Raw genomic sequence first — 12131 nt, forward strand, 5'->3', positions numbered from 1 at the left:
ACTCTTAAATGATGGAGAGCTTATTATTAAATGGGGAAGAAGGATAAAAAATAAGGGTAACGCTATTTGTGCAAATTAAAGGCACAACAGCTTACCTCACCCTGGTTATGCTACGCAAAACCTGTCCCTCTCCTTAGTAAGGAGAGGGATTAAAGATAGGACAGGGTGAGGTTTTTGTTTTGGGTAATTCGATGACTTGTGTGTACACCGTAGATTAGGGAAAGGGGAGAATTCAAAGGCTCTGACGCCACGTGCAAGAAGAGTGGCTCCTCCTTGCAAAAGTGAGGTTTTACAGAAACCGCGAAAAGTCAGCTTAGGGATACACATCTGTGCGCCGCTACAAATAAGATATATTCCAACCAATTGAAAACCTTTAGAAAATACGAAATTACTTAAGCTAGTCGCAAACCATATTCATCCTGAAAAAAATTGACAAGCCAATCTTTGACTCTGCGGGTAGCGCGGCAATCATCTTCGTTGTAGCTTTGGATAATTTCTAGTAAGGTGCGATCGCCTGTTTCTAGCCACTGATCATACCAATAAATACACTTGGCACCACTAGCTTCTTTTTCCCGCCACTCAAATCCTAACCAACGAGCGATCGCTTTCAGGGCATAACTTTCTACGGGCAATGCTACACTTTGGGTTAATTGTTCATACACATCCACAAATCGACTCAATACAGGACGCACTGAGGCGTAGGGAGTGTTGTAAAGCTTTGCCAACCGTTTGACTGTATCAAACTCGTAGACACAAAAATGATAAATTGGTGCTTCGGGATATTGCCAAACCAAATCCAAAAATTGCTGCCAAACTAATTCTTCGTCTTCTGGTTTGTCTGCTAAAAATGAATAAAACTGTTCTGTATTGGCAAGTCTATCAACGACCAAAACCCCCAAAAGATAATCTAAATCTAAGTCTGGCTGTGCCTCAATATCAAAGTAAAGCTCTATGGGTGCTGTGAATGTAATATCTTTTATTGGTAGCGGGTATGGTAAAACAAGCGGTCGTTTTTCCAATGCAGATTGAGCTTGCACTACTAGCTTGGGCGCTACTTCAGTGTCAAAACCAAGCAGGTTTTCTAAGGTGCTGGGGCTGGTGTTAGCGAGAGATTCTAGTGTGGTGATGGCTAAGGCTTGCAGTTGAGTGTAGCGAATGGGTGTTACGCCTGGTAACAGTGAGAGATGTTTTTCAGATTGAGCAACAGCATAACATTGACTATACCAATGGCAGAGATTGCACTTTTGCCGAGCAATAAACACCTCTGGCGGATTCGGTAACTCTAAAACTTGAATAAACTCCTCTAGAATCTGCTGCATCCGTGGTGTCCATTTGAGCAAATCCACAGGATAATTTCTATCTTTGGTACGCAATATCAGCCAAGCTGTTTCTGGTGCCAAGTCCTGTACTGTTGCCAATACTTGGGTGTGAAAGGCGGCAACAACTTGATATTCTTGCTTAGGGCGCTTACCCAGTTCAATATTAGCCGCAACGTACATCCAATCTCCAAAGCAGGATTTTCCTGGCCGTTTCACAAGTAAATCTGGACGACTCAGTAAGGTGTATGCTTCAGAATAAGTTGCTAAAAGTACTCCTTTATATATGTACTCAACCCCACGCTGCATCAATTCTAAAGTTGCCTTCTCTGCGTTTTCCCAGTTTCCGTATGAATAATCTGGTTGATGATAAGTCACCTGTGCCAAAGCACTCATCTGATGGGCGATTTTGTCCTGTTGTAGTTTCCGTAGCAACTCATTGGGAGCATCGCGCTGACTTTTGTCACCGTGGATATCTAGAAAAGGCCGGCGTTTACAGCGTTGGTATTGCAGTAGGAGTTCAGCATTAATTAGCATTCTTTTAAGTTAACAAGAATTAGCACACTCTGCGAGTAACTCAGACAACTAAAGTTTTGAAGTGGCGATACCTTCGGTGGGCTACGCCAACGCCTCTACATCTGATTTGCCGTTTATTCTATACTGTCAACAGCTAGCTAGTGACGTAAACAGATAGGCGCTTGCGTTTCTCTAAGTGACAAATGCTACGGTGTACACACAAGTCGAAAAATGCTTTACCCACATTTTTGTCAGAGTGAAACTCTCACACAAACAGGCAATCCCACCCAGAACTGAAGTTCAGTGCTGATAACTGAAGTCCACTCAAGTGGACTAAATGATTAATTCAGTCCACTTGAGTGGACTTCAGCTATGAGACTCGGAATTCATTCCGAGACGGGATAGAAACGCAGTGCAAGATTTATCATCCCTATTTTTAGCGTTGCTACGAGTATAAAGTACAAATATTTATTATATTAATAGCCTCTAAATAGCAGATATCCGTTGTAAATTATGACTAGTATTTCTGTCGCACAAACCAGGTTGCATACCCATCGAGAGCAATTTCCCGCTTTAGCAAATAAGACTTATTTCAATTATGGGGGACAAGGACCCATGCCCCAAAGGGCAATGGATGCTATGACCCAAACTCAAGCTCATGTTCAGCACATAGGCCCCTTTGGCAATGAGGCGTATAGCTGGATAGCACCTCAGACTCAAGCCGCTAGAGTTGCGATCGCTTCGGAGTTATATGCACCAAGCGAAACAATTACTCTCACCCAGAATGTCACAGTTGGCTGTAATATCGCCATGTGGGGCATTGAGTGGCAAGCTGGCGACCATCTACTACTCTCAGACTGTGAACACCCAGGCGTGATTGCCACAGCCCAGGAAATCGCGCGGAGATTCGCTGTGGAAGTTACCACCTGTCCCCTAAAGACGACTTTAAATGAGGGCGACCCCGTAAAAGTTATTATCCAGCACTTGCGCCCCAACACACGCCTAGTGATATTGAGTCATGTTTTCTGGAACACTGGTCAAGTTTTACCTCTTGATAAAATTGCCGAAGTATGCAGAAATAATCATTCTTTATTATTGATAGATGCTGCCCAATCTGTTGGTTTGTTGCCTTTAAACTTGACTGAATTGGGAGTAGATTTTTATGCTTTCACTGGTCACAAATGGTTATGTGGTCCTGCGGGTGCTGGTGGTTTGTATGTTCGACCAGAAGCACGAGAAAGCCTGAATCCTACATTTATTGGCTTGAATGGGATTGTTGTGGATAGTCAATCTCAGCCTGTGGGTTGGCTTCCAGATGGGCGACGATACGAAGTGTCTACATTAGCTTATCCGTTGTATGTTGGGTTACTGGAGGCGATCGCAATTCATCAGCAATGGGGAAACTCACAGGAACGTTACGAGCAAATCTGCCACAACAGTGAGTATCTCTGGCGACAATTGACAGCGTTACCTGATATTAAATGTTTGCGAACTTCCCCACCTGAAAGCGGTATAGTTTCTTTTCAACTTGCAAATAATCAGCCCCAAGCTAGTCTCAAGTTGGTGCATTTTTTTGAGTTACAAAGAATATTAACTCGGACAATTGCCGAGCCTAGTTGTATACGCGCCACTGTCCATTACTTTACTTTAGAATCGGAAATTGACCAATTGGTTGAGGCGATTCAAAGTTTTCAGAAAATTAGTTAAAAGTTAGGAGTTATAAGTTATGGTGGTTCTCGGTTGAGTTAGGTACAAGAACCCCTCCCCGCTCTTCGAGAGGGGACTATGATGTACCTCATCTGATTAGTAAACGCCATATCAGTCTGGGAATTATGATTTTAACTTCTACCTCCAAACTGCTAATTCCTAATTCCTAATTCCTCATTCCTGTACAGACGCGATTAATCGCGTCTCTACTCCTAACTCCTAACTCTTAACTATAAATGGAACGCCCAATCTTATACTTAGCCATAACTAACCACGGCTTTGGTCATGCTGCTCGCACGGCTTCTGTAGCTGCGACAATTCAAAAATTATGTCCAGAAGTTCTGCTAATTCTAGCGACTACTGCCCCACGTTGGTTGCTAGAATGCTATATAGAAGGCGATTTTATCTATCGTCCCCGTGCATTTGATTTGGGTGTGGTGCAAAGCGATAGTTTGACAATGGATAAAGTAGCGACTTTAGAAAAGTTGCTCGATATTAAGAAGCATCAAAATTCGCTGATTGCCTCAGAAGTGAATTTTATCCGCCAAAATCGCGTTAATCTCATCTTGGCAGATATTCCCTTCTTCGCTCCGGGGTTTGCCAAAGCTGCAAATATTCCTTGCTGGATGATGAGTAACTTTGGCTGGGACTTGATCTACCGGGATTGGGGAGGCGAATTTACCGCAATTGCTGATTGGATTAGTGATTGGTACTCAAAGTGCGATCGCTTATTTCGTCTCCCTTTCCATGAACCAATGCAAGCCTTTAACAATATCACAGATGTCGGCTTAACCGGCGGTTCTCCCCGTCACTCTGCTGATGATTTACGCTCTCTTTGGGGAATAACTGCACCAGTTGAAAAAACTATTTTGTTGACCTTTGGCGGCTTGGGTTTACAGCAAATACCATATCATAACCTGCGGCGATTTCCAGATTTGCAATTTATCGTCTTTGATCAGTCTGCGCCTGATTTACCTAATTTAGTGAAAATTAGCGATCGTAAATACCGCCCTGTAGATTTTATGCCTATTTGTGGGCGAGTTGTCTCTAAACCTGGTTACGGTACTTTTTCTGAAGCCACACTATTAGGAGTACCTATTGTTACCATGCCGCGTGATGACTTTGCCGAAGCAACTTTTCTTGTAGAAGCCATAACTAATTATAACCAGCATCAAATCATCACCCCATCGGAGTTTTTTCGAGGGACTTGGGATTTTCTCCATGAATTACCCCAACCACCAAAGCAATCTCAACCAATTGCTAAGGATGGTAATGAAGCGATCGCTCATGCTGTTCTCAATTATTTACAGACAAAATAAAGTTATTCAAAACAACGTCAATTAATAATGGAATCTCCAATAATAGATAAAAAAACTTTAGAATTAGCCAGTCAAGATGTGCGTCGAGTGATTGAAAGGCAAAAGGAAGAACGGCAAATTTTAATCACCCAGATGAATATTCTCTTTGTCACAAACAGCGCTATACTAAGTTTTCTAACAATATCGAGATTGATTACTATATTTAGTATCTTCAGTGCGTTAGAGATATTATTATTTTCCATCAACTTTCTGTTACTAATCCGGGCTTTATTGCCACGTAAGTTTTTTATTAGTCCCAATCTAGAAAAAAAGGAAGAAAACCAAGGAAATAAAGAAAATCTAAAATTTCCAGAAGATTATTAGATGTTTACACCTCAAGAATACAATTTACAGATATTAGCTGACTTCAGAGAGACTTATAATAATAACCAGAAGCAAGTAGACGATATTTCCCTAGCCTTGAAATATGCTACTGGTGTGACTGCCGGAATCGCTGTTTTTGCCTTGTTACATCAAGTAACAGTTTATTTCATTCCTGAACTACAAAAACTATGAATGTTAGCTGACTTCAGAGAGACTTATAATAATAACCAGAAGCAAGTAGACGATATTTCCCTAGCCTTGAAATATGCTACTGGTGTGACTGCCGGAATCGCTGTTTTTGCCTTGTTACATCAAGTAACAGTTTATTTCATTCCTGAACTACAAAAACTATGAATACCAACCAAGATAATACAACATCCTCTAAAAAGAGTTTAGAATTGCCAGAGCCAAACCTAGATAACATTACAGCTTTGTCTCACAATCTACCTAGTACACCTATTAATCCCCGATTTTCTCAAAGATTCTGTAAATGCGGTGTTAAGTCTCTTTAAGAGAAGACATACTCAGTCTAGCAATCAACCAACGGCAGAAGAACAACCAAATCAAGCAGATTCAACTGCTAATTAGCTTTTACTTTCATCAATAATTACTGTTTTAAATGAGTCACTACCAAAAGTTACTAAAAATTTCCACCACTGGTAAATCTTTTTACAACATCACTGCAAAAATTGAAGCCATAGTTGCAGAATCAGGAGTTGAAACTGGTCTTTGTACTCTATTTTTACGCCACACTTCAGCCAGTTTAGTCATCCAAGAAAATGCCGATCCTGATGTTCTTGTGGATTTAGCTAACTTTATGGCGAAACTCGTCCCAGAATCTGGAAAATACATCCACGATGCAGAAGGTGCTGATGATATGCCAGCACACATTCGTACCGCACTCACCCACACTTCGGAACATATCCCCATTAATTGTGGTCATTTGGTGCTGGGAATTTGGCAGGGAATTTATATTTGGGAACATCGCCAGCGTAGTTATTTAAGAGAATTGGTTGTCCACATTTCTGGATAGCGGATTATCAAGTTTTATTTATTTAAGGTATAGTTTTGTAGAGTTTAAATACCCTGGTTATACTGCGTATCCTTTGGGTAGAATTTCGTAAATTTCACGGTCATAGCTTTTTAATAAAAATGATTGATCCAAAATTAACCAGATATACGCTAAATAATTCGTGTCAATTTGTAAATTTAAAAGTTAAGTTTATTTGTGACTATTTAATAATCTAGTTATTCCAATGTAAACTAATATTTAGTGTAAGCTGCCTGGGCTATTTCAATTACTATGAAGCAAGAACTGACACCAACTCATACTTTCCAATTTATTGATGAAATCCTTTCCCAGCAGCCTGTAAACCTATTCTCACTTAATCCCCAAAAAACATTAATTACCAACTTTGCCGAATTGGGAAATTTGATTACTGAACAAAATACCGATATTAAAGTCCTCACAACCCTTCAGGCAACTCTCGAATCTATAGTGTATACTCAGTTACGAAATTTCCCAGAAAATATCTTCTGGGATTTTGATTTTCTCGTAAGTAGTATGCTTAGGCAAGCTTTAATCGCAGAGGAGGGCGCGGTTCCTTTCTTAACAGTTTTTGGTGAAAAGATGGTTTGCCTGACGGAGATGTTCGGAAATAAAACGGAAATGCGCTTCCGTTATGTTCACGATTTTATATATGGATTTGACTGGGCAAGATGGGTACAAAAAGAGCCACAAAAACGCGCACATATAGAGCCTTTTAGTCCGGTTTTTTTAGATTATTTGCTCGTCAAAGGTAAAGAACTTTTACAACGTATTAGTCACGGCCAAATTACATCTTATAAACTGTGTGAGACTGGCTACCGCAATCCCTTCACTTTTTCTCGTGAACCAGAAGATGAATATCGTCTGCTAACTTATCTTGCTGAAGAACAACTTATCCCAGTAGCAGCGTGGAGCTGGAATGCTAGCCCTGTATGGAACAAACCTTTCCAGGAAATGCGCCAGCAATTAGCATTAAAATTAGATATTCAGCCACAGAGACACTGATCATAAATTCAAAAATCAAAAATGGAACGCTTTAAAAGGCAAGTATTTAGCTACTTGCTGCATACAAAATAATTGCCTGGAAATATAGTATGAAAATTGCTGATTTAATTACTTGGTTTGAAGCATGGGCAAATCCCGCTTGGTGTGAAAGCTGGGATAATTGTGGCTGGCAGATTGAACCAGGAGTTTTGCAGGAAAAAGCACGGGTTTTGGTATGTTTGACACCGACTTTGGCAGTAATCCAAGAAGCGATCGCTCTGAATGCTAATCTGATATTTGCCCATCATCCATTAATTTTTACTCCTCCCAAATCTTTACGCACTGGTGAAGCGATCGCCGAAATGGTACGGTTAGCTTTTACTCACAATATTGGTATTTATACTGCTCATACCAATTTTGACCAAGTGCAGGATGGTACTGCTGACGTTTTGGCTCAGATATTAGAACTCAAAGAAGTTACTCCCATAGTACCTACACAAGCCGGATTAGGATATGGGCGTGTTGGTTTGCTAGAGCCATTTCTGACATTACAGGAATTACTCACAGCCATTCAAACCCGACTTGCTTCCCCTAATTTGATTTTTTCTCCAACTGCTGATTTACAGCAAACAATTTCACGAGTTGCCGTTTTGGGTGGTTCAGGGGCTAGTTACATTTGGACCGTAGCCAAAACTGGCGCTCAAGCTTATCTGACTTCTGACTGTAAGTTTCATCAGTTTCAAGAAAGCCGCGATTGCAATCTTATTTTAATCGATGCCGGACATTATGCTACCGAACGTCCTGCTTGCGATCGCTTGGTGCAAAAATTCCAGTCCTTAAACCTAGACTGGGTGCAATTAAGTCAAAAGGATGAAGATTTCCGCCAGTTTTTTGCTTGATTGCTTATGTTTCACTATATGTCCACGGAATGCCCTACCGCATACTATGAATTCAGTATATTAATACATAGACGCACCTAGAGCTAATATTCTGATCCATTATTGTGATGCAAATCACCAATTATGTGTAACTATAATCACATAATACTTATGTTCCATATCAACTAGTAGCAGAAGAAAATATTCCACACTTGACGTAACAAATTGTTCACTCTGCCCTAATCAAGATGATTCGCACACTCGTTGAATCTGCCTTCCAAACTGGATATCTTAGTGTTGAATCTGAGGGTTTACTTCAGCAAGTGCTGGCCACTAAATGCTGGAAGGAGCAGGATTTGTCAGCCCTGGCAACCCTATACAATGCAGTTAGGGCAGGTCAAATTAAACGAGAAGCTTCCTCGTCGAATGTGCTTATGGAATTTCCCCTACCAGATAAATCTTGTTGATACTCCCACACAAGATGGAGGACAGAGGGGAATTTTCTCATCGTTTTTCCCCTCTGCCCCTATCTCCTTTGCCTTTCTGCCTCTTGCTTATACTCCGTTGCTTTTTTCTTAGTTATGATCAGGCAAAAACCTTAAAAACTCAAAACTCATTGGGTCTTGTTGTTGAAAACTATCAAGGTCAGCAAGAGAATGAGTTAAGATCAGATACAAGTGGGTAAAAGTAAAATCAAGTGCCCGGACTTCCCAGTAATGCCAATGATTAAAAGTAGGCAAGTTAAACAACCGCAATCAACGATTGTTTTGGAGTATTCTTTATTACATAATGGTAAGAATGACTCACCAACAAATATGAACCTGATTAGGACAGGTACCGAATTGTTTGACTTTTATAAAGCAGACATTCCCTAGAACGAGCCAGAGGGAGATTGAGTTCATTGCTAGAGCAACCATTGATTGATGACCCAACATTTCCCGATATTTTGACAACTACAAGCAAATCTTGGGATTGGTTCATGAAGCGTACTTGTTCTCAACGGTGAAATTAACCTCTTAAAGGTGTAATGTAATGGGGTAGAACCCAGAATTTGACAGGTTTAACTACGTTGTTTAAAAAGGCAGAAACAATACATGCTACACCGCAAGATTTATCAACTGTGTTGCGATGGGCGCGAGGTATGTGTTTTCTTGCGGGACCAGCAACGCTGGATTGAACGCGCCCGCATCATCGACATAGAGGGAGATTTAGTGACCCTACGCTATGAAACAGAAGAAGAAGACGAAGTTTGTTCTTGGGAAGAAATGGTTCGCCTCGAGAGCATTGGTGCTGTAACGCAAAAATTGGCTTCAGTACCACGCGGAAATGTGGAACCTCTAATGACTGAAGATTGTCCCGAAGCTGAACGCATCCACAACCGTTACACTGACTCGAATCCAGAATAATTCAGTCATTAGTCATTAGTCATTAATTAAAAGTTAGGAACCTCAGCCTAAAGGCGTGAGGCTTGAAAGAGCAATCAAACAAGCCGTACTGACCAGACCACTCGGTAAAACGAGTAGCCGTTATTTGAGTCATGACACTGTGGAATGCGTAGCTAGTACCCCGCTCTGTCATTTCCAATTAAACAGTTCTAAGGTCACTGGAACAGTGTTGCAAGTCTAACAAGCTCTTATAACAGGTCGTTCGCGCTTGCGTCTCCCCTTGGGAGAAGCTAACATTACCCCGCAAGGGAGGCACATAGCGTGCAAAAACATTATGCGTACAGGGTTGCGAGATTTGAAACGGTAATTGTCCCGTTGAAAGTACAAAACAAAGGTACACCGAATAGAGCAACCCCAAGGCGGTAATGGAAATAGAAAGCCGTGCTTTTAGCACGGGGTTTCTACCCAAATTTCTGATGACTATTGGCTCTCATTCAAACCTTCAAAAGCAGGACAGTAACCTTCTAGAGTTACCTTAAAGTTATACAACGGAGAAGCTGGGTTCCAACACCTCTGCCCCCTTTGATGTCGGCAAGTACCACAACAGTCTACATCTGTCCATGTATAGCGATCGCTATTTTGGTTGAGCAGTTCTCGTTGAGACAATCCCCTTAATACTAGTTCTTCCCCTTGCCAACGAGCTTCGATTAAACCAGTATCGGCAAATTGCCGCCAACGCGGATCGGTAGTAATCATGTTGGGTATGGTGATGGTGATTACTGTTTCCAACTCTGTCAGTTCACCTTCGTAGTTAGTTTCTGGTGCTGCTGGTTGTAAAAAGGTATCGCCGATGGGCAGTTCTACTAAGGTGTTAGCTGCTGGTGAATGTACATGGTAGCGGTTTTGTAACTCCTCTAAGCTAGTCAGGTCTGCCAAATAGGCAGGAGAACCGTGGACAAAAATGACGTGCTGGGGTCGCAAATTATGAATTAGCTGCGTAGTACCAGGCCCATCACTATGTTGAGCCAAAAGATAGGTTTCGACATTGGTAGGCGCTAGATATTCTTTGTCAACTTTTATATCACTTTTTTCTGGTAGGAGGATCAGCCAAGGTCCGGTGTCTAGTTGGCAGTGCTTACCCAAATCATCTTTAGAGTCGGTAAGGACTATACAAGGTGACTTGCCCACAGTGGGACGATGTTCTGGTTGCAAACGACGCACGCGAGGACGCACCCGTTCATCCCAAAATAAGGGTTGATGGCGGGCGAAATTCTGCACGGACGGGGGGAGGTGTGGTAGCAGTTCTAGGTACGCATCACACCCAGTAGCGACAGCACCATCTACCCAGATATCTAAATCTCGTCCGGTGAAGTGGTGATGTGACCGTAACAGCATTAGCAGTTCTTGACCCAATCCTAAAGCCGGGGTGGGAAGGATTACAGAACAATGGTCAGCGATCGCCCGATTAATTCGCTCTGCTAGTTGATTTTCTTGGTTGCGGCGATGAGGATGACGGGATGTGCCATAACTACCTTCAATGATTAGTACATCTAAGTCTAAGCCCCGCAATTCCTCTAAACGCAAACCTTCTACCAACCGGGAGTTTGACAGGAAAAAGTCACCTGTATACAGTAACTTGTAACTACGCTGCTTGGTAGTGTAGGTAAGGAGAATTGCCACTGCCCCTGGTAGATGCCCTGCGGGAAATAATTCTGCCACCAGACCCTCTTGTAATTCCACAGGCGATCGCAACGGCAAAGCGTGACAAAATTGGGAAATTTCCTCAGCGTCTTGGTCTAGCCAATTCAGCGGCAGTAACTTGCTAGTCACCTCACTACCATAAATAGGTAACTTAGGAAAAGCTTTATGCAGTTCCAGTAAGCCTCTGGCGTGATCTGGGTGGGCGTGACTAATCAAAACTAAATCTGCTGGTAGGGGCGAACTAGTTGCACTTACCGACTTACTAGGCCCCTTAGGCAGCGATGAAATATCCTCCAAACCACAGTCCAACAAGATGTGATGTGGTCCCATTTTCACCAATAAACAGACGCCCTCATTGTCATGCTGGACACTATAGGGCAAACATTCTAATTCACTACCCGCTTCCGCAGCATCTACGCGAGAAGATGCCGACAGATTATCCCTCATGCTTCCTCCCCTCAAACCTCATCATCATGGACATATCCCAAAAGCCAAAAGTTACACAAATTTTGGTTTTGTGACTTAGGGGTAAGTTTTCTCGTGCGCCCCTACACCCTGAGAATACGGATTTTTGATTGGGGAGGACGCCTCCACCGAACCCGCGCTGGTTCGGAAAGGTGGGCTAACAAGAAGCCATCAAATTAGGAGCTAAACGAGTTTGGCTCTTGTTTATATTTCCCTTTGTAAGTTCTGAGCTATCTTAGCCAATTCACCCTACGGTAAGTCGCCCAAGCATCTACAGATTTATCTCAATGTGCGGAGCCATTCCCGTGATAGTTATCTGAATCATAGAATCCATTTTTCGTGCCAAAAAATAAGCACGAAAGCGTAAATATAACTGTTAATCCAGCTAAAATCAGCTTTACGTCCATTTGTTTGCTGTCCCTTAACTCAAAGACTTTCCTATATTAATT

12 protein-coding genes are annotated in these 12131 nt (G+C 42.0%); 10 read left to right on the forward strand and 2 right to left on the reverse strand.

Annotation, left to right across the window (positions count from 1 at the left end; genetic code table 11):
• Positions 1–392 precede the first annotated feature (392 nt).
• Positions 393–1853, reverse strand: coding sequence for a TM0106 family RecB-like putative nuclease (locus V7K31_RS02700; protein ID WP_335092440.1), 1461 nt, complete (start codon positions 1851–1853; stop codon positions 393–395).
• Between the two features lie 492 nt (positions 1854–2345).
• Between V7K31_RS02700 and V7K31_RS02705 the strand changes: the two genes are divergently transcribed.
• The 10 genes from V7K31_RS02705 (at position 2346) to V7K31_RS02750 (ending at position 9537) form a co-directional block, all read left to right on the forward strand.
• Positions 2346–3539 (forward strand): aminotransferase class V-fold PLP-dependent enzyme, encoded by a 1194-nt coding sequence (locus V7K31_RS02705; protein WP_335092441.1) that lies wholly within the window; start codon positions 2346–2348, stop codon positions 3537–3539.
• A gap of 236 nt (positions 3540–3775) precedes the next feature.
• Positions 3776–4858, forward strand: coding sequence for a glycosyl transferase (locus tag V7K31_RS02710; protein WP_335092442.1), 1083 nt, complete (start codon positions 3776–3778; stop codon positions 4856–4858).
• 27 nt (positions 4859–4885) lie between these two features.
• The gene (locus V7K31_RS02715; RefSeq protein ID WP_335092443.1) at positions 4886–5221 is read left to right on the forward strand and encodes a hypothetical protein; all 336 of its coding nucleotides are present in this window, start codon (positions 4886–4888) and stop codon (positions 5219–5221) included.
• Positions 5222–5413, forward strand: coding sequence for a hypothetical protein (locus V7K31_RS02720; protein ID WP_335092444.1), 192 nt, complete (start codon positions 5222–5224; stop codon positions 5411–5413).
• Positions 5414–5575 carry a hypothetical protein gene (locus V7K31_RS02725; RefSeq protein ID WP_335092445.1) on the forward strand — a complete coding sequence of 54 codons (162 nt, stop codon included), beginning with the start codon at positions 5414–5416 and terminating at the stop codon, positions 5573–5575.
• A gap of 265 nt (positions 5576–5840) precedes the next feature.
• The gene (locus V7K31_RS02730) at positions 5841–6254 is read left to right on the forward strand and encodes a secondary thiamine-phosphate synthase enzyme YjbQ (protein ID WP_335092446.1); all 414 of its coding nucleotides are present in this window, start codon (positions 5841–5843) and stop codon (positions 6252–6254) included.
• 270 nt (positions 6255–6524) lie between these two features.
• Positions 6525–7274, forward strand: coding sequence for a hypothetical protein (locus V7K31_RS02735; RefSeq protein WP_335092447.1), 750 nt, complete (start codon positions 6525–6527; stop codon positions 7272–7274).
• An 89-nt stretch (positions 7275–7363) separates the two neighbouring features.
• A complete protein-coding gene (locus V7K31_RS02740; protein WP_335092448.1) occupies positions 7364–8152 on the forward strand; it encodes a Nif3-like dinuclear metal center hexameric protein in 789 nt (262 codons plus the stop codon).
• Between the two features lie 227 nt (positions 8153–8379).
• Complete coding sequence (locus V7K31_RS02745; RefSeq protein WP_335092449.1) at positions 8380–8598, forward strand: hypothetical protein; 219 nt, start codon at positions 8380–8382, stop codon at positions 8596–8598.
• A gap of 627 nt (positions 8599–9225) precedes the next feature.
• Positions 9226–9537, forward strand: a complete 312-nt coding sequence (locus V7K31_RS02750; RefSeq protein ID WP_012408115.1) for a DUF6679 family protein — start codon at positions 9226–9228, stop codon at positions 9535–9537.
• Between the two features lie 459 nt (positions 9538–9996).
• Here the strand turns inward: V7K31_RS02750 and V7K31_RS02755 are convergent, their stop codons facing one another.
• Positions 9997–11664, reverse strand: a complete 1668-nt coding sequence (locus V7K31_RS02755; RefSeq protein ID WP_335092450.1) for an MBL fold metallo-hydrolase — start codon at positions 11662–11664, stop codon at positions 9997–9999.
• Positions 11665–12131: the final 467 nt, after the last annotated feature.

This window comes from Nostoc sp. (assembly GCF_036917675.1).
Classification (GTDB): Bacteria; Cyanobacteriota; Cyanobacteriia; order Cyanobacteriales; family Nostocaceae; genus Nostoc.